This window comes from Pseudomonas sp. W15Feb9B (genome assembly GCF_000828175.1).
Classification (GTDB): Bacteria; Pseudomonadota; Gammaproteobacteria; order Pseudomonadales; family Pseudomonadaceae; genus Aquipseudomonas; species Aquipseudomonas parakoreensis.
Map to the genome: position 1 here is coordinate 25,526 of NZ_JTKF01000002.1, position 17,707 is coordinate 43,232.

At 60.6% G+C, this 17,707-nt stretch carries 15 protein-coding genes; 10 read left to right on the top strand and 5 right to left on the bottom strand.

All coding sequences use genetic code 11. The features are described from left to right. Positions 1-24: 24 nt before the first annotated feature. From OC71_RS01310 to OC71_RS01330, 5 genes are all read left to right on the top strand, one after another. The gene (locus tag OC71_RS01310) at positions 25-1,329 is read left to right on the top strand and encodes a homoserine dehydrogenase (protein WP_007908972.1); all 1,305 of its coding nucleotides are present in this window, start codon (positions 25-27) and stop codon (positions 1,327-1,329) included. A gap of 66 nt (positions 1,330-1,395) precedes the next feature. Next, positions 1,396-2,805, top strand: a complete 1,410-nt coding sequence (gene thrC, locus OC71_RS01315) for a threonine synthase (RefSeq protein ID WP_041063169.1) — start codon at positions 1,396-1,398, stop codon at positions 2,803-2,805. Between the two features lie 119 nt (positions 2,806-2,924). Then, complete coding sequence (locus OC71_RS01320) at positions 2,925-4,277, top strand: transporter substrate-binding domain-containing protein (RefSeq protein ID WP_041063172.1); 1,353 nt, start codon at positions 2,925-2,927, stop codon at positions 4,275-4,277. A 127-nt stretch (positions 4,278-4,404) separates the two neighbouring features. After that, complete coding sequence (locus OC71_RS01325; RefSeq protein WP_041063175.1) at positions 4,405-4,812, top strand: response regulator; 408 nt, start codon at positions 4,405-4,407, stop codon at positions 4,810-4,812. A gap of 162 nt (positions 4,813-4,974) precedes the next feature. Beyond that, entirely contained in the window at positions 4,975-5,256 is a 282-nt protein-coding gene (locus OC71_RS01330) for a DUF3509 domain-containing protein (protein WP_041063178.1), read from the top strand. Positions 5,257-5,432: 176 nt separating this feature from the next. Here OC71_RS01330 and OC71_RS01335 read toward each other — a convergent pair whose 3' ends face one another. After that, positions 5,433-6,392, bottom strand: a complete 960-nt coding sequence (locus tag OC71_RS01335) for a TIGR02285 family protein (protein ID WP_256198905.1) — start codon at positions 6,390-6,392, stop codon at positions 5,433-5,435. Next, a complete protein-coding gene (locus OC71_RS01340) occupies positions 6,340-7,539 on the bottom strand; it encodes a CaiB/BaiF CoA-transferase family protein (RefSeq protein WP_041063181.1) in 1,200 nt (399 codons plus the stop codon). Before OC71_RS01340 ends, OC71_RS01335 begins: the two co-directional genes overlap by 53 nt. A gap of 146 nt (positions 7,540-7,685) precedes the next feature. Between OC71_RS01340 and OC71_RS01345 the strand changes: the two genes are divergently transcribed. The 4 genes from OC71_RS01345 to OC71_RS01360 all read left to right on the top strand — a co-directional run bounded on the left by OC71_RS01345 (position 7,686) and on the right by OC71_RS01360 (position 11,990). Next, positions 7,686-8,228 carry a YaeQ family protein gene (locus tag OC71_RS01345; RefSeq protein WP_041063193.1) on the top strand — a complete coding sequence of 181 codons (543 nt, stop codon included), beginning with the start codon at positions 7,686-7,688 and terminating at the stop codon, positions 8,226-8,228. A gap of 55 nt (positions 8,229-8,283) precedes the next feature. After that, entirely contained in the window at positions 8,284-9,993 is a 1,710-nt protein-coding gene (recJ, locus tag OC71_RS01350) for a single-stranded-DNA-specific exonuclease RecJ (protein ID WP_041063196.1), read from the top strand. Between the two features lie 267 nt (positions 9,994-10,260). Then, positions 10,261-11,367, top strand: a complete 1,107-nt coding sequence (locus OC71_RS01355; RefSeq protein WP_041063201.1) for an NADH:flavin oxidoreductase/NADH oxidase — start codon at positions 10,261-10,263, stop codon at positions 11,365-11,367. An 89-nt stretch (positions 11,368-11,456) separates the two neighbouring features. Beyond that, on the top strand, positions 11,457-11,990 hold the full coding sequence (locus OC71_RS01360; RefSeq protein WP_041063205.1) for a GNAT family N-acetyltransferase: 534 nt from the start codon (positions 11,457-11,459) through the stop codon (positions 11,988-11,990). A gap of 125 nt (positions 11,991-12,115) precedes the next feature. On the opposite strand, the gene OC71_RS01365 is transcribed toward OC71_RS01360, so the two are convergent. Beyond that, a complete protein-coding gene (locus OC71_RS01365) occupies positions 12,116-13,744 on the bottom strand; it encodes a glucan biosynthesis protein D (protein ID WP_041063208.1) in 1,629 nt (542 codons plus the stop codon). 393 nt (positions 13,745-14,137) lie between these two features. Here OC71_RS01365 and OC71_RS01370 point away from each other — a divergent pair, with 393 nt between their 5' ends. Continuing rightward, positions 14,138-14,323: a hypothetical protein gene (locus tag OC71_RS01370; RefSeq protein ID WP_041063212.1), complete on the top strand. Its 186-nt coding sequence runs from the start codon at positions 14,138-14,140 to the stop codon at positions 14,321-14,323. Between the two features lie 106 nt (positions 14,324-14,429). Here OC71_RS01370 and OC71_RS01375 read toward each other — a convergent pair whose 3' ends face one another. Then, the gene (locus OC71_RS01375; RefSeq protein ID WP_041063215.1) at positions 14,430-15,914 is read right to left on the bottom strand and encodes an APC family permease; all 1,485 of its coding nucleotides are present in this window, start codon (positions 15,912-15,914) and stop codon (positions 14,430-14,432) included. Between the two features lie 213 nt (positions 15,915-16,127). After that, positions 16,128-17,552 carry a gamma-aminobutyraldehyde dehydrogenase gene (locus OC71_RS01380; RefSeq protein WP_041063218.1) on the bottom strand — a complete coding sequence of 475 codons (1,425 nt, stop codon included), beginning with the start codon at positions 17,550-17,552 and terminating at the stop codon, positions 16,128-16,130. Positions 17,553-17,707: the final 155 nt, after the last annotated feature.

Genomic DNA, 17,707 nt, shown 5'->3' on the forward strand with positions numbered 1-17,707 from the left:
CGGCCGTTTCATGGGGAGTTCACAGTGAATCCGGTCAAAGTAGGCATCTGTGGGTTAGGGACCGTCGGTGGCGGTACCTTCAACGTACTTCAGCGCAACGCCGAGGAAATTGCTCGTCGTGCCGGGCGTGGGATCGAAGTGGCACAAATTGCCATGCGCACGCCAAAGCCTCAGTTCCAGACGACCGGTATTGCGATTACCAACGATGTCTTCGAAGTGGCCACGAACCCTGAGATCGACATCGTCATAGAGCTGATGGGCGGCTACACCGTTGCCCGCGAGCTGGTACTCAAGGCCATCGAGAATGGCAAGCATGTGGTCACCGCGAACAAGGCACTGATCGCCGTTCACGGTAATGAGATTTTCGCCAAGGCACGCGAGAAAGGCGTGATCGTGGCGTTCGAAGCGGCCGTGGCCGGTGGCATTCCGGTGATCAAGGCGATCCGTGAAGGCCTGTCTGCCAACCGCATCAATTGGGTGGCCGGGATCATCAACGGTACCGGTAACTTCATCCTCACCGAAATGCGCGAGAAGGGTCGCACCTTCGAAGACGTGCTGGCCGAAGCGCAAGCGCTGGGCTACGCCGAAGCCGATCCGACCTTCGACGTCGAAGGCATCGACGCCGCGCACAAACTGACGATTCTGGCTTCCATCGCGTTCGGCATTCCGCTGCAATTCGACAAGGCCTACACCGAAGGCATCACCAAGCTGACCACCGCTGACGTGAACTACGCCGAAGCGCTGGGCTACCGCATCAAGCACCTCGGTGTAGCGCGCAGCACCGCTGCCGGTATCGAGCTGCGCGTACACCCGACGCTGATCCCAGCGGATCGTCTGATCGCCAACGTCAACGGCGTGATGAACGCCGTGATGGTCAACGGTGACGCTGCCGGCTCGACCCTGTTCTACGGCGCTGGCGCCGGCATGGAGCCGACCGCTTCGTCGGTGATCGCCGACCTCGTGGACGTGGTTCGCGCGATGACCTCCGATCCGGAAAACCGCGTACCGCACCTGGCCTTCCAGCCGGACTCGCTGTCGGCCCATCCGATCCTGCCGATCGAGGCCTGCGAAAGTGCCTACTACCTGCGCATTCAGGCCAAGGACCATCCGGGCGTTCTGGCTCAGGTGGCAAGCATCCTTTCGGAGCGCGGTATCAACATCGAGTCGATCATGCAGAAGGAAGTCGAAGAGCATGACGGTCTGGTACCGATGATCCTGCTGACCCACCGCGTGGTCGAGCAGCGTATCAACGATGCGATCGCTGCCCTCGAAGCCCTGGCCGGCGTGAATGGTCCGGTTGTGCGGATCCGCGTCGAGCACCTGAACTAAGTCGTTGTCCTGCAATGGCCCCGTGAAAGGGGCCACTGTTGTGCACACTCTCCATTGGAGTCAGTCATGCGTTACATCAGTACCCGCGGCCAGGCACCGGCCCTGAATTTCGAAGACGTCCTGCTGGCCGGTCTGGCCACCGACGGCGGTCTGTACGTCCCGGAAAACCTGCCACGTTTCACCCAGGAAGAAATCGCTTCCTGGGCCGGTCTGCCGTACCACGAGCTGGCTTTCCGCGTGATGCGCCCGTTCGTGACCGGCAGCATCCCGGACGCCGATTTCAAGAAGATCCTCGAAGAAACCTACGGTGTGTTCTCGCACAACGCCGTGGCGCCGCTGCGTCAGCTCAACGGCAACGAATGGGTGCTCGAGCTGTTCCACGGCCCGACCCTGGCGTTCAAGGACTTCGCCCTGCAACTGCTCGGTCGTCTGCTCGATTACGTGCTGGAAAAGCGCGGCGAGCGCGTGGTGATCGTCGGCGCCACCTCCGGTGATACCGGTTCGGCCGCCATTGAAGGCTGCAAGCACTGCGAAAACGTCGACATCTTCATCCTGCACCCGCACAACCGCGTGTCCGAAGTGCAGCGTCGGCAGATGACGACGATTGTCGGCGAGAACATCCACAACATCGCCATCGAAGGCAACTTCGATGACTGCCAGGAAATGGTCAAGAACAGCTTCGCTGACCAGAGCTTCCTCAAGGGCACGCGCCTGGTAGCGGTGAACTCGATCAACTGGGCGCGGATCATGGCCCAGATCGTCTACTACTTCCACGCCGCTCTGCAGTTGGGCGGCCCGGCGCGTTCGGTGGCATTCTCGGTGCCGACCGGCAATTTCGGCGACATTTTCGCCGGGTACCTGGCGCGCAACATGGGTCTGCCGATCAACCAGTTGATCGTCGCCACCAACCGCAACGACATCCTGCACCGCTTCATGAGCGGCAATCAGTACGTCAAGGAAACCCTGCACGCCACGCTGTCGCCGTCGATGGACATCATGGTCTCGTCGAACTTCGAACGCCTGCTGTTCGACCTGCACGGTCGCAACGGCGCGGCCATCGCCGGGCTGATGGATTCGTTCAAGCAGGGCGGTGGCTTCAGCGTCGAGCAAGAACGCTGGACCGAAGCCCGCAAACTGTTCGACTCGCTGGCCGTGGATGACGCGCAAACCTGCGAAACCATCGCCGAAGTCTACGCGCAATGCGGCGAAGTGCTGGACCCGCACACCGCCATCGGCGTCAGGGCCGCCCGCGAATGCCGTCGCAGCCTGGACATCCCGATGGTGATTCTGGGCACTGCACATCCGGTGAAATTCCCGGATGCCGTGGAGAAAGCCGGTGTAGGAAAAGCTCTCGAACTGCCTGCACATCTTTCTGATTTGTTTGAGCGAAACGAGCGTTGCACCGTTCTGCCGAACGAACTGAAAGCCGTACAGGCCTTTGTCAGCCAGCATGGCAACCGCGGCAAGCCGTTGTAAGCCGAAAAAGCTGTCACATTTTGAAGCCCGTCTCCTGACGGGCTTTTTTGTTTCTGCTGCCACACTGCTCGGGTTTTCGCCCATGAAGGACGGGTGAGTCGATCACGAAGGAAGTGGCAATGCTGTTTGAAAGAGGATGGAAACACACCCTGAAGCAGGTTCTGCTGTTGTGCCTGTTGTACGGCTGGCGCGTGAGCGCGGCGGCGCATCTGGCGCATGAGGAAGACAAGTTGAACATCGGCACCGTGGTGCTGGATGAGGAAGAGCGGCAATGGATTCGCGATAATCCGACGGTGATCGTGGCGGCGGAGCAGTACCCGTTGTACCTGTTTCTGGACGAGCACGGTCATTGGAGCGGCCTCAACAGCGATGTGCTCAAGCGCATCAGCGCCATGACCGGCTTGCAGTTCATCTACCGGGAATCCTTTTCCACCGCGCAAATGCTCGAGCGCCTGGAAACCGGTGCTGCGGACATCAGCACAACCCTGGCGATGAATGATGAACGCCGATTGAGCCTGGATTTCAGTCATGCCTTTGGCGGTGCCGGCTGGGTATTTGTCGGCCGCGCCGGCGAGCCGCAGGTGCAGTCACTGGAGCAGTTGGCCAAACGGGTGCTGGTATTGCCGGGTCGGCATGCGCTGGAGGGGGTGATCCGGCGCGATTATCCGTCCATCGAGTTACGTTCGGTGAAAACCTATGCCGAGGCGCGGGCGCTGGTCGAAAGCGGTGAGGCCTATGCCACCATCGAAAATGAAATCGGTGCGCAACTCTATCCCTCCGGCCTGCTGAAGGTCGGCGAATTGCTGGAGGGGAAATGGGAGGCCGATCTTCTGGCCGTGCGCAAGGGTCAGCCGCAATTGCTGAGCATCCTGAACAAGGCGCTTGAAGCGTTCCCGGCTTCCGAACTCCGGGCCATTCGCCTGAACTGGCTGGGCGGCATCGGGCCGAAACCTGCCGCCGCCGGTTGGCAGCACTGGCTCCGCTCGAGCTGTTGGGGGGTGGTTTTGGTGGGGGGCTTTTGCGTGATGTCGCTGTTATGGAATCGGCGAATGGCGGCCGTGATCAAGCGGCATCGAGACGTGCAAAGCGTGCTCGACGATCAGTTGGTCTTCCAGCGTGCATTGATTGATGCCATGCCCGATCCGGTGTTCGTCCGTGACCTGGAAGGGCGCCTGATCCTGTGCAACAAGAGTTACGAAGAGGCATTGTCGCTCCGCTTTGAGCAGGTGCAGGGATGCCGTTTGATCGAGGTCGATGCGCTACCGCGAGCCACTGCCGCCACGCTGCATGATGAGTTCATGATTCAGTTGAGAACGCGCAGGACCCGCTTCAGCAAGCGCCGTTTGCAATTCAACGATGGCAATCGGGAAATCTATCAGTGGACCGTCCCGTTCTACAGCGCCAAAGGGGAATTGCGCGGCCTGCTCGGGGGCTGGACAGATATCACCCAGCGTGAGGCTGAGGCGGGATAAGGTCCGCATTGATATTGGGAAATTTCCTATGTCACGCGCCTCTTTTTCCGATGGGGGACTGAAGGAGGCTCGCCTAAAGTGGGCAACCACTGCGGCGAGTCCGCGATTGCCGTTTCCGAGGTCGCCCATGCGCTCGCTCAAAGTCCTGATTCTCGAACCTGACCCTTATCGAATGATGGCGTTGCACCAGATGCTCAACGCGTTCGGTATCTATGACGTACTCACGGCGTCATCGCTGGCCTCGGCACGCTGCTCGCTGGAGCGTCGTACCCGGGTCGACATCGCGATCTGCGATCCGCAGCTGAAAGGCGGGGAAGGCCTGGCGCTGATCCGGCATCTGGCGGCCGAGCGGGAGGCCAGTGCTGTCATTCTGTTGGGGCGAGTAGCACCGGGCCTGCTGAGCGATCTCGACAGCCTGCTGCAAACACAGGCGTTGATGCTGCTGGGGCGCCTGCAAACGCCGGTTTCGGCGGTGCTGATGCGCGGGCTGCTGGACCGCTACCTGCAAACGGCAGCCCAGCCGGCCGGTGCCTGAACCGACGGTTATGTTTCTGTCATCTTCACCGTGCATGCTCTGACAGACCGCTAACTGCTTCGTGAGCAGCGCGGCATTCAGAACTTTCTTCTCGGGCTGGTGGTCACTTAATGTGAACACGCCCCAGGCACAATGTTTTCGGACTATTGAGTGGAGATCGAGATGGAAAGTATCAGTCTATTGCTCGGTGAGGCTCTGAGCCCGTATCAGGTGACGTTGACTCCGTGTGGCGCCCATGGCGAATGCCTGGTGACGCTGAAGAACAGCAACGGCGCCCTCGTGGTGGAGCGCGAATTCAATCAGGCGCAGTTGACCGACAAACGCCTGCTGACCGATGTGGTCGACGGGTTGCACCGCGACGTCCTGATCGCCGAAGGGCGGCTGGAGCCCTGTGTCATCGCGGCTTTGCGCAATGCGGCGCTGGATAAGCGTGCGGCACTGTAAAGATGAAATATTTTTTGTGGGAACCTTCCTGCATTCCCGGCAGTCAGACCCCGTAACAGCAGGATCAAGCATTGTGCTCCGGTGCTTGTCGCTTGCTGCTACGGGTCTTTATGTAGACCGCGTTTAACCCCGAGTCGTTTCCCCACTTCTCGGGGTTTCTTTTTGCCCGCAGGTTTTTATTGCGCGGCCTGTTGTTCGAAAAAGATTCGTGCCTGTTGCAGGTAATCCGTGCGCATTTCGGGGTCAAGCCAGTCGGCATACGACTGGTTCAGTTGCTCATGGGGCAGGGTACGCAGCAGTTGGTTGATCTCACTGATCGCCTGACGGCCCTGAGGCGTATCGGAACACCCGACATAGCCGGACAGATATTTGCCGGTGCCTCGAATCGGATAGAACACCAGTTGGTCTTCGGCGATTTGCGCCTGATGCGCCTGATAGCGGATCTCCGGCCAGTAACCCAACACCACTTGCAGCCGACCCAGGCGCTGCATCGATAGCAGGCTGCTCAGGGCGTCGTTGCCATAATGCGGCGTCAGCGCACCGTCCGGGGCCTGCTTGAGCAGCGTGTCGAGATACTCGCCGTAACTGCGTTCTGCGACGACGCCGATCTTGATTTCGCCGTTGGCCAGAAATGCCGTCAGATCGACTTCACCGTCGACCAGGTATGGCGCCAGTACCTCGCGATCTTGCTGACGCACCACCAGACCATTACTGACAGCGCGAAACGCCGGAATAGAGAAGGCGATCCATTGCGTGCGTTCCTTGCTCCAGATCAGCGACGGATCGCAAGTGAAGGTCGGCTCGTGCAGCATCTGCATGCCCCGGGCGCGATTGACCCGCATCAGCGTGTGTTCGTATTGCGGCATGCCGGCGATCAGCATCGGCATCAGTTGATCGATCACGCCTTGGCCCTTTTTCGAGCCTTCGAAGATGGTCAGGGGCGGCAAGTCGCGCAGCAACCAGATCAGCGTGGGTTTCGCTTGCGCCCAGGCGGGCAGGGCCAGCAGAAACAGCAGGCCGAACAGCCGCCACGTCCACCAGTGGTGGGCGCGGTTGGCGGCCGATGTCTGGCGATGTTTCAGCTTAAATGGCTCCGTCTGTGCGCAACCGGGCGATCTGCTGTTCGTCGTAGCCAAGATCGTGCAGCACCTGCGCATTGTGTTCACCGAGCTGTGGCCCGACCCATTCGGAAGTGCCCGGCGTCTCGGAGAGTTTCGGCACGATGCCCGGCATCTTGAAAGGCTTGCCGTCCGGCAGTTTCGCCTGCAGGAACATTTCCCGGGCGAGGTACTGCGGGTCGCTGAACATGTCTTCGGCACTGAAGATCCGGCTGGCCGGCACTTCCGCCTGGTTGAGCAGGTCGAGCACGCTTTGCAGCGGCAGCGAATTGACCCAACGGTCGATCACCCCATACAACTCGTCACGGCGAGTGTCGCGCCCGTCGTTGCTCGCCAGCGTCGGGTCGTTGGCCAGATCCTCGCGGCCGATGATCAGCATGAAACGTTTGAAGATCGCGTCGCCATTGGCGCCGATCTGCACATGCTTGCCGTCGGCGCTGGTGTGGATCGATGACGGCGTGATGCCCGGCATGATGTTGCCGGTGCGCTCGCGGATGAAACCGAACACGTCGAACTCCGGCACCATGCTTTCCATCATGGCGAAAATCGCCTCGTACAACGCGACATCGACGACCTGGCCGAGACCGCCGTTGACCTCGCGGTGACGCAGGGCCATCAGCGCACCGATCACGCCCCATAACGCGGCAATCGAATCACCGATGGAAATCCCGGTGCGCACCGGTGGCCGATCCTCGAAACCGGTGATGTAGCGCAAGCCGCCCATGGATTCACCGACCGCGCCGAAGCCCGGTTGATCCTTCATCGGCCCGCTCTGGCCGAACCCCGAGAGGCGCACCATCACCAGTTTCGGGTTCAGGGCATGCAGGGTTTCCCAGCTCAGCCCGAGTTTTTCCAGGACACCGGGGCGAAAGTTCTCGATCAGGATGTCGGCTTCGCCCAGCAGTTTTTTCAGGATCACCAGACCCTCGGGGTGCTTGAGGTTCAGCGTCAGCGACTTCTTGTTGCGCGCCTGAACGAACCACCACAACGAAGTGCCTTCATACAATTTGCGCCATTTGCGCAGCGGATCGCCGCCGTCGGGCGATTCGACCTTGATCACTTCGGCGCCGAACTCGCCGCAAATGCGTGAGGCGAACGGCCCGGCAATCAACGTACCCAATTCAATGACTTTCACACCGCTGAGCGGTTTGTTGGCGAACGGCATACTGAATCCTGTAGGACAAGGCTGAGCAGATACAGCGTTTTAACATAGCCGGCTGTCAGACGCCGCAGCTTGATCGCCATCAATTCGATGATTGCCTACCGCATCGGTTAGACTTGCCGACTTTCCTCGTATCAAGAAGCCCGTTCATGGCCCAGCCGTCTACCACTTACAAATTCGAACTGAACCTCACTGACCTCGACCGTGGTGTCTACGAGAGCGTCAAGCAGACCATCGCCCGTCACCCTTCGGAAACCGAAGAGCGCATGACCGTGCGGCTGCTGGCCTACGCCCTTTGGTACAACGAACTGCTGTCGTTTGGCCGTGGTCTGTCGGATGTGGATGAACCTGCGCTGTGGGAAAAAAGCCTGGACGACCGTGTTCTGCACTGGATTGAAGTCGGCCAGCCGGATGCCGATCGCCTGACCTGGTGCTCGCGTCGCACCGAACGCACCAGCCTGCTGGCCTATGGCAGCCTGCGCGTATGGGAAGGCAAAGTGGTGCCGGTGGCGAAGAACCTGAAAAACGTCAACATCGCCGCGGTGCCGCAAGAGGTGCTGGAAACCCTGGCCAAGGACATGCCGCGTGTCATCAAGTGGGATGTGATGATCAGCGAAGGCACGATCTTCGTCACCGACGACCGTGGTCAGCACGAAGTCCAGCTGGAATGGCTGGCAGGCGAGCGCGGCTGATCCCGCGTCGCCTGCTGATTAATCCCACGTATTCAAGAGAAGTTTCCGTTACCCCATGCGTATTGATCCTCGACCGTTGCCTGCCACGCTGCCGTTTCTCGGTGATCTGCCACCTTTGCTGACCCGTTTGTACGCGGCGCGGGGCGTTCAATCCGAGGCCGAGCTGGATAAAAGTCTGGCGCGGCTGATTCCGTTCCAGCAGCTCAAAGGCATCGAGGCGGCGGTGGATCTGCTGGTGACGGCGCTGGAGCAGCGTCAGCGGATTCTGATCGTCGGTGACTTCGATGCGGACGGGGCGACGGCCAGTACGGTCGGCGTGCTCGGCTTGCGTCTGCTGGGCGCGGCGCATGTCGATTATCTGGTGCCGAACCGCTTCGAATACGGCTATGGCCTGACCCCGGAAATCGTCGAAGTCGCCCTGACCCGTGAGCCGCAGTTGTTGATCACTGTCGACAACGGCATCTCCAGCGTCGAAGGCGTGGCTGCCGCCAGGCGCGCGGGACTCAAGGTGTTGATCACCGACCACCACTTGCCCGGCGATGAATTGCCGCTGGCCGATGCACTGGTTAACCCGAATCAGCCAGGCTGCGAGTTTCCGAGCAAGGCGCTGGCCGGGGTCGGGGTGATTTTCTACGTGCTGATGGCCTTGCGCGCGCGCCTGCGCAGTCTCGGCTGGTATGAGAGCAAGCCACAGCCGAACATCGGTGAGTTGCTCGATCTGGTGGCGCTGGGCAGCGTCGCCGACGTGGTGCCGCTGGACGCCAACAACCGGATTCTGGTGCATCAAGGCCTTGAGCGGATTCGCGCCGGGCGCGCACGGCCGGGGATCAAGGCGATTCTCGAAGTGGCCAAGCGTGATGCGGCGCGCATCACCTCCACCGACCTGGGTTTCATCGTCGGCCCGCGCCTGAATGCGGCGGGGCGCCTGGATGACATGAGCCTCGGGATCGAATGCCTGCTCACTGCCGACGCCAATCTGGCGCGGGAAATGGCCGCGCAACTGGACGGCATGAACCAGGACCGCAAATCCATCGAGCAGGGCATGCAGCGCGAGGCGCTGGCCCAGCTCAAGGATTTGCCGGTGGAATCAATGCCGTTCGGCCTGTGCCTGTTCGATCCCGAGTGGCATCAGGGCGTGATCGGCATTCTCGCCTCGCGGATGAAAGAACGTTATTTCCGCCCGACCATTGCCTTCGCCGATGCTGGCGACGGGCTGCTCAAGGGCTCTGGACGTTCGGTGCAAGGCTTCCACATTCGTGACGCGCTGAGCGTGGTGGCCGCGCAGCATCCGAACCTGATTGCCAAATACGGTGGTCACGCGATGGCGGCGGGCCTGACCTTGCCGCAGGAGAATTTTGCGCTGTTCGCCGAGGCTTTCGATGCCGAAGTGCGTCGGCAACTCCGCGAAGAAGACCTGACCGGGCGGATGCTCTCGGACGGCACGCTCGCCGTCGAGGAATTCCACCTCGAACTGGCCCGCGCCCTGCGTCATGCCGGGCCTTGGGGCCAGCATTTTCCGGAGCCGCTGTTCCATGGTGTGTTCCAGTTGGTCGAGCAGCGCGTGGTCGGCGAGCGCCATCTGAAAGTAGTGCTGAAAAGCGAGTGCGGGTCGGTGAAGCTGGATGGCATTGCGTTCGGCATTGACCGCGATGTGTGGCCGAACCCGACCATTCAGTGGGTCGAGCTGGCTTATAAGCTCGACGTTAACGAGTTTCGGGGCAACGAGTCGGTGCAATTGATGATTGCCCACATCGAACCACGCTGACCCCATTCGCGAGCAGGCTCGCTCCCACAGGCACGGTGTTGTCTTTGTGGGAGCGAGCCTGCTCGCGAAAGCACCCTTTCACACACTGAATCACTCTGAACCCTCCCTCATCCCCGGTTGTCGACTAGGCTCTAAGCACTGCTTGATTGGCCTTGTGACGTCTTGTCGAATTTTTTGCCCGCGGGGGCGGGTGCTGCGCCTTTTTTGTCACTCGTCGACTTTTCAAACAGAACCCTGGAGCCTGCCCACTGATTTGAGAGGTGCCCCATGAGTCTGCTGCTCGAACCCTTTACCCTTCGCCAACTGACCCTGCCCAACCGCATCGCCGTGTCACCGATGTGCCAGTACTCCAGCGTCGACGGTCTGGCCAACGACTGGCATCTGGTGCACCTGGGCAGCCGCGCGGTGGGCGGTGCCGGACTGATTTTCACCGAGGCCACGGCGGTCACCGCCGACGGACGAATCACCGCCGAAGACCTCGGTTTGTGGAACGACGAACAGATCGAACCGCTGCAACGCATCACCCGTTTCATCACGGCACAGGGTGCGGTTGCTGGCATTCAACTGGCCCACGCCGGGCGCAAGGCCAGCACCCATCGGCCCTGGATCGGCAAACATGGCAGCGTCAAACCGGAGGATGGCGGCTGGACCCCGGTCGGGCCATCGCCGATTGCCTTCGACCCGCAGCACACGCAACCGAAACAGCTCGATGAAGCGCAGATCGCCGAAATGATCCAGGCCTTCGTTGCTGCGGCCAAACGCGCGTTGACCGCGGGTTTCAGCGTGGTCGAGGTGCATGCCGCCCATGGTTATCTGCTGCATCAGTTTCTGTCGCCATTGAGCAATCAGCGCCGCGATCAATACGGTGGTTCGTTCGAAAACCGTATTCGGCTGGTCTTGCAAGTCACCGAGGCCGTGCGCGAGGTCTGGCCACAAGAGTTGCCGGTGTTTGTCCGGGTTTCGGCCACCGATTGGGTCGAAGACGGCTGGAACCCGGATGAAACCGTGGAACTGGCGCGCCGCCTCAAGGCACTGGGAGCGGACCTGATCGACGTCTCTTCCGGTGGTACCGCCGCCAACGCCGAGATTCCTGTGGGGCCGGGTTATCAGACGCGCTTCGCCGAACGGGTGCGCAAGGAGTCAGGCATCGCCACCGGCACCGTCGGCATGATTACCGAGCCGGCGCAGGCTGAGCACATTCTGCGCACCTGTCAGGCCGACATCATCTTCCTCGCCCGCGAACTGCTGCGTGACCCTTATTGGCCGCTGCATGCCGACGATGATCTGGGTGGGCGCAAAGCGGTGTGGCCGGCGCAGTATCAGCGCGCAACCCATCGTGACCAGCCGATCCATGAGTCTGACCTGCGCGATTGATTTCAAAACCGCGTAACGTCTATAAAACCCGCCATTGGAACGGCGGGTTTTTTCTTGTCCGCCGTTCTGGAATTTCAGGGAAGACAGCCATGTTGATCGAACGAGAACTGAGCGAACACGACTTGCCGTTGCTGGCGCAGATCGACCGCAGTGAACGGGTTGAGGCGAACTATCGTCTGGAAAACGGTGAGCTGATTCTGTACCCGGTGCATGTCGACATGCGTGGTTGGCCCGAAGGGGAGGCCGAAGAAAACGCATTGGTGCTGGAAAAGTGTTTGCGGCGCGGAGGTTGGCTGTATGGCGCTTTCGACGGGCAGGCGCTGGTCGCGGCGGTGGTTGTGGATAACCGGGTTATACACAACCAGGGGCTGAGCATGCGTCAGCTGAAGTTTTCGCACATCAGCCGTGATTACCGCGGGCAAGGGCTGGGGGCGAAGCTGTTTGCGTTGGCTTGTGAGCAGGGGCGGCGGTTGGGTGCCGAGGCGTTGTATGTTTCAGCGACTGAATCGCGCAACACTGTGGAGTTTTATCAGCGACAGGGTTGCCGGTTGGTTGATCAACCGGATCCGGAGTTATTCGCTCTGGAACCCTGCGACATCCATTTGTATTTGCCGCTGACCTGACGGACGCCATCGCTGGCAAGCCCGCTCCCACAGTGGTCGGTGTCGATCACGAAATGTGTGTACGGCACCGAACTTGTAGGAGCTGGCTTGCCAGCGATGAGGCCCGATCAGACGCTAGACAACCTTCAAGGATACTTGCGCTTGTCCGGCGCCGGCGGGAAGTACTGGTACAACCAGGTCTCGCTCAGCGTGCGGTCATTGGTGCGGATGAACAGGCGCAGTTCCACCGGGTCGACGCTGTCGCTGGTCGGGTACCAGTCGAACAGGATCCGGTAACCCTTGATGTCATCGAGCACCAGCACGCTGAAGTCCTGCACCTTGCCGTTGGAGCAGGTGACCACCGGTTCGATCCCGGTACCCTGTGGCAGGCGATCCAGGCCGCCGCCGGTGAAGTCCACGGCAAAGCGCCGTGCCCAGACCGGCGGATAATGCTCGCCCGGTGCCCAGCCTTCGACGAACCCCCCCATGCCCGAGCGGGTCGCATGCACTCGCGCCAGCGGTGTGCCAACCGGCGGCAGAGCGCTCCAGTAGAGCTTGTAGCCGTAATTCAGCGAGTCACCGGCAGCCACCGGCTTCTTCGGGGTCCAGAACGCGACGATGTTATCGAGGGTTTCGCCGGTGGTCGGAATTTCCAGCAGATCGATCGAGCCTTCGCCCCACGCGGTTGTAGGCTCGACCCACAGGCTCGGGCGCTTGCTGTACCAGTCGACAGTGTCCTGATAGTTGGCGAATTCGTGGTCGGTCTGTACCAGACCGAAGCCTTTCGGATCGGTGTCGGCAAACGCGTTGAACTGCAGGGTCGCCGGGTTGTTCAGCGGACGGCAAATCCACTCGCCATTGCCACGCCACATCGCCAGGCGATCGGAGTCATGGATCTGCGGGTGAATGGTGTCGCACATGCGGCGTTCATGGGTGCCGCAACTGAACATGCTGGTCATCGGCGCAATGCCCAGCTGTTCGATGGCTGTCCGCGCGTTGATGTGGGCGTCGATCTCCATCACCACGCGCTCGGCCTGGCAATCGATGTCGAAGCGATAGGCGCCAGTCGCACTCGGCGAGTCGAGCAGGGCGTAGACCACAAAACGCGTGGCGTTCTGCTCCGGAGTCTCGAACCAGAACTTGGTGAAGTCAGGGAATTCTTCGCGCTTTTTCGCGTAGGTGTCGACGGCCAGGCCACGGGCCGAGAGGCCATATTGGCCAGTGGCATCCACCGCACGGAAGTAGCTGGCGCCGAGGAACGACACCACGTCGTGACGATCCAGCTCCGGCGCCTTGAACAGCTTGAAGCCGGCAAAGCCCAGGTCGCCCTTGAGCTGCTGGGTATCGACCGAGGTGTTCTCGTAATCGAATAATGTCGGGCGGAAATGCACTTCGCGCGCGGTGCGGGTCTTCGGATCGACGCTGTACATGCGCACTGGCTGGCGGAAACCCATGCCGACGTGGAAGAACTGCACGTCCAGCTGACCCTTGTTTTCCTTCCACAGCGAATGTTCGCCGTCGTAGCGGATCGCGTTGAAATTCTGCGGGGTCATGGTCGCCAGGGTCGGCGGCAGCACCTGTTTAGTGTCCTGATAGGCCGAACCGGCCAGTTGCTTGGCCTGACGCTTGAGCGCTTCGAAATCGAAGGCCTGCGCTTCGCCATCAGCGGCGCCACCATTGGCGGCCCAGGCACGGGCGGCCAGCAGGCCGGAAGCCGAGAGACCGGTGTAAGCCGCAATGGCCATCGACGCTTTGAGCAAATTCCTGCGGTGCATAAATACAACCTGTCGTGAGCAATCCCGCGCCTTTCCTGGCACGTGCTGGATCAGAAATTACGGTTCGGACAAGCCTTCGGCCAAACGCAACGGACTATAAACAGATGCCGGCTAGCTTAAACGGTTCGCTCGCCGAGCAAAATTCGTTGATACACGATGACAGCGTGTCAATGAAACAAGACATGTCGGTTAAACGTCCTACGGCACTTACTGATTTACAGGGCATATCTGCTTTTTTCGACTAATTACTCTAAAAACCGCTTTTCAGCGCCGATTAAATTTCTATTCTATGGGCATGGCCGGTACGACCGGCAGGGCACAGGCGCTGCTGTAAGGGGCAGGGCGATGTGGTGATCAAGCAATTCTTCGACGTATCAGAGAAGGACATCGTCCATGGCAAAAATACAAGGCATCGCCGAAATGCTCGGCATCTTTCCCTGCCTGAGCAGCGGACGCAGAAGGCGTCGATTGAGTTCTGAAGAGCTGAAGCTGGTGGAGCGTTATCGCGAGTTGTCGGAGAGTGACCGGATTGCGATGCGCTATCTGGTGGATGCGATGCGCAGTGTTTCGCGGTTTTGAGTGTGTCTAGCCCTGAAACAGGCTTACACCTGTTTCAGGGCTAGACAATTGATGACGGCGCTTCGAGGAGGCCCCGGAATCAAAATTCGATTCCGGGGAACTCGTCTTAGCGACTCACCTTCCACGCATCCCCAGCCGGCGCCTTCCCATGGTCATACGGCTTGCAGATCCACATATAAACCAGCCCCAGTCCAATCACGATCGCCGTGCTCAACACCATCGCATAGTTCACATACCACGCCGCATCCGGTGTGCGAGGCCAGGCCATGTTGATGATTGCGCCGACGCCATACGCCAGCGCGCCGATGTTCACTGGCCAGCCCCACGCGCCGAGGGTGAATTTGCCGCTGGGTTTCCAGCCTTTCATCCGCGCGTACAAAGCGGCCAGCACGATCATCTGGAACGCGAGGTAGATGCCGATGGCGGCGAAGCTGACGATGGTGGCCACGGCGTCTTGCAGGAAGAAGCCGAGGGCGATGATCAGGGCGGGCAGGACACCGGACACGAACAGTGCGGCAACGGGCACCTGGGTTGTAGGAGAAATCTTTTTCAGCAGTCGGCTGCCGATGACCATTTCGTCGCGAGCGTAGGAGTACAGCAGACGACTCGCCGCAGCCTGCAGGCTGATGACGCAGGAGATGAAGGAAATCATCACCACGCCCATCACCACTTTCGAGCCGATCGGGCCGAAGGCGTTATTGAGGATGGTGGTGACCGGGTCTTTGTCAGTGCCGTTGATCACCGCTTGCATGTCCGGCACGGCGAGGATCAACGCCAGGCAGGCGAACATCGCCGCGATGCCGCCAATGTAGATGGTCATGCGCATGGCCACCGGGATTTTTGCGCTCGGGTTCGGGGTTTCTTCGGCGACGTCGCCGCAGGCCTCGAAGCCGTAGTAAAGGAACATCCCCGCCAGCGACGCGGTGAGGAACGCCGGCAGGTACGAGCCGTCAACGCTGATGTCGAAGGTGTTGAACAGCACGCTCAGCGGCTGATGACGTTCGAAAACCAGCAGGTAGACGCCGACGATCACCGCGCCGACCAGCTCGCAGAGGAAGCCGAACATGGCGATCCGCGCCAGCACTTGGGTGCCGCTCAGATTGACGAGCGTGGCGAACAGTGTCAGTACCAGCGCGATGACGATATTGGTGTTGTTGCTCGGCTCAAACCCGAGCATCGCCGCCAGATACGGCCCGGCACCGACAGCCACTGCCGCAATGGTCACGCACAGGGCGATGGAGTAGATCCAGCCGACCATCCATGCCCATTTCTTGCCAACCAGGCGCCGCGCCCATGGATAGACGCCGCCGGAAATCGGGAACTGCGACACCACTTCGCCGAAGATCAGGCACACCAGCAACTGGCCGCAACCGACCAGCAGGTAAGCCCAGAACATCGGTGGTCCGCCGGCGGCGAGGCACAGGCCGAACAGGGTATAAACCCCTACGACCGGTGACAGATAAGTGAAGCCCAGCGCGAAGTTTTCCCACAGGCTCATGCTGCGGTTGAAGTTCGAGGTGTAGCCCAGTTTGCGCAGTTGTTCGGCATCGCTGTCGGCAACGCCGGCCGAGAATTCGGGTGAGGCACTCATGTGTGTTTGCTCCGTGAAATCGGCAGATTTCGGATGGCCGAGGCCGTGGCGGTGCTTTGCGGGCGCCGCCCGGTTCGGTAGTTATTGTTTTGGAATCCTGGTGGTGCGTAATGCCGGTTTCCTTCCTGAAACCGCGGTGACGCCATCGCTGGCAAGCCAGCTCCCACAAGAGCTGCACTGAACCTTGTGGGAGCTGGCTTGCCAGCGATGCTTTTAGTGCTTGAACATCACATGCCGAACCGTGGTGTAGTCCTCCAGCCCGTACATGGACATGTCCTTGCCGTAGCCGGACAGTTTCTGACCGCCGTGGGGCATTTCGCTGACGAGCATGAAGTGCGTGTTGACCCAGGTGCAGCCGTATTGCAACCGAGCAGACAAGCGATGCGCGCGTCCGACGTCCGCCGTCCACACCGAGGAGGCGAGGCCGTAGTCGGAATCGTTGGCCCACTCCAGCGCCTGCGCTTCATCGGTGAACTTGGTCACCGACACCACCGGCCCGAATACTTCACGGCGCACGATTTCGTCATCCTGCTGCGCGTCGGCCAGCACCGTCGGTTCGAAGAAGAAGCCGTTGCCTTCCACAGCCTTGCCGCCGGTGATCAAGCGAATGTGCGGCTGCGCCACGGCACGTTCGACAAAACCAGCGACGCGGTCGCGATGTTGCGCAGTGATCAACGGCCCAAGCTCAGTCGACGGATCTTCCTGCAAGCCATACTTGATGCTGCTGACCGCTGCGCCGAGTTTCTCGACGAACTTGTCATAGATGCCTTGCTGGGCGTAGATCCGGCACGCGGCGGTGCAGTCCTGCCCGGCATTGTAGAAACCGAAGGTGCGAATACCTTCCACTGCAGCATCGATATCGGCGTCGTCGAAGATGATCACCGGCGCCTTGCCGCCCAGTTCCATGTGCATGCGTTTGACGCTGTCGGCGGTGCTGGAAATGATGTTCGAGCCAGTGGCGATGGAGCCAGTCAGCGAGACCATGCGCACTTTAGGATGCGTGACCAACGGGCTGCCGACGGCAGGACCGCGACCGAACACCAGATTGAGTACACCGGCCGGGAAGATTTCCGACGCCAGTTCGGCCAGACGCAACGCGGTCAGCGGGGTTTGTTCCGACGGCTTGAGCACCACGGTATTACCGGCAGCGAGGGCCGGGGCGATTTTCCAGGCGACCATCATCAGCGGGTAGTTCCACGGCGCAATCGAGGCGATCACGCCCACCGGGTCGCGGCGAATCATTGAGGTGTGGCCGGGCAGGTATTCACCACCGGCCGAACCGCTCATGCAACGGCTGGCGCCGGCGAAGAAACGGAACACGTCGGCAATCGCCGGAATCTCGTCATTCAGCGCGGCGCTGTAGGGCTTGCCGCAGTTGTCGGATTCGAGTTTAGCCAGTTCCTCGCCATGGGCTTCGATGGCGTCGGCGAGTTTGAGCAGCAGCAGCGAACGGTCTTTCGGTGTGGTTTGCGACCACTCGGCGAACGCGTTATCGGCGGCGCGCACCGCGGCATCGACCTGGGCCTCGGAGGCTTCATTGATTTCCACCAGTACGCTGCCGAGCGCCGGGTTGAGCACCGGTTGCGCCGGGCCTTCGCCGTTGACCAGGTGGCCGTTGATCAAGAGTCTGGTTTGCATGGTTTTGTCCTCGTTAACACTTTTATTGTTCTGGCCGAATCGAGATCCCTGTGGGAGCGAGCTTGCTCGCGAAAGCGGTGCGCCAGTCGACATCAACGTTGGATGTCATGGCCTCTTCGCGAGCAAGCTCGCTCCCACAGGGGGAAAGTGGTATC

Bases quoted from the DNA above. Each gene is read 5' to 3' on its own strand.
- OC71_RS01325 (WP_041063175.1), top strand. From the start codon at position 4,405: ATGCGCTCGCTCAAAGTCCTGATTCTCGAACCTGACCCTTATCGAATG.
- OC71_RS01355 (WP_041063201.1), top strand. From the start codon at position 10,261: ATGAGTCTGCTGCTCGAACCCTTTACCCTTCGCCAACTGACCCTGCCC.
- OC71_RS01330 (WP_041063178.1), top strand. From the start codon at position 4,975: ATGGAAAGTATCAGTCTATTGCTCGGTGAGGCTCTGAGCCCGTATCAG.
- OC71_RS01375 (WP_041063215.1), bottom strand. From the start codon at position 15,914: ATGAGTGCCTCACCCGAATTCTCGGCCGGCGTTGCCGACAGCGATGCC.
- OC71_RS01370 (WP_041063212.1), top strand. From the start codon at position 14,138: ATGGCAAAAATACAAGGCATCGCCGAAATGCTCGGCATCTTTCCCTGC.
- OC71_RS01360 (WP_041063205.1), top strand. From the start codon at position 11,457: ATGTTGATCGAACGAGAACTGAGCGAACACGACTTGCCGTTGCTGGCG.
- recJ (WP_041063196.1), top strand. From the start codon at position 8,284: ATGCGTATTGATCCTCGACCGTTGCCTGCCACGCTGCCGTTTCTCGGT.
- OC71_RS01340 (WP_041063181.1), bottom strand. From the start codon at position 7,539: ATGCCGTTCGCCAACAAACCGCTCAGCGGTGTGAAAGTCATTGAATTG.
- thrC (WP_041063169.1), top strand. From the start codon at position 1,396: ATGCGTTACATCAGTACCCGCGGCCAGGCACCGGCCCTGAATTTCGAA.
- OC71_RS01380 (WP_041063218.1), bottom strand. From the start codon at position 17,552: ATGCAAACCAGACTCTTGATCAACGGCCACCTGGTCAACGGCGAAGGC.
- OC71_RS01365 (WP_041063208.1), bottom strand. From the start codon at position 13,744: ATGCACCGCAGGAATTTGCTCAAAGCGTCGATGGCCATTGCGGCTTAC.
- OC71_RS01320 (WP_041063172.1), top strand. From the start codon at position 2,925: ATGCTGTTTGAAAGAGGATGGAAACACACCCTGAAGCAGGTTCTGCTG.
- OC71_RS01345 (WP_041063193.1), top strand. From the start codon at position 7,686: ATGGCCCAGCCGTCTACCACTTACAAATTCGAACTGAACCTCACTGAC.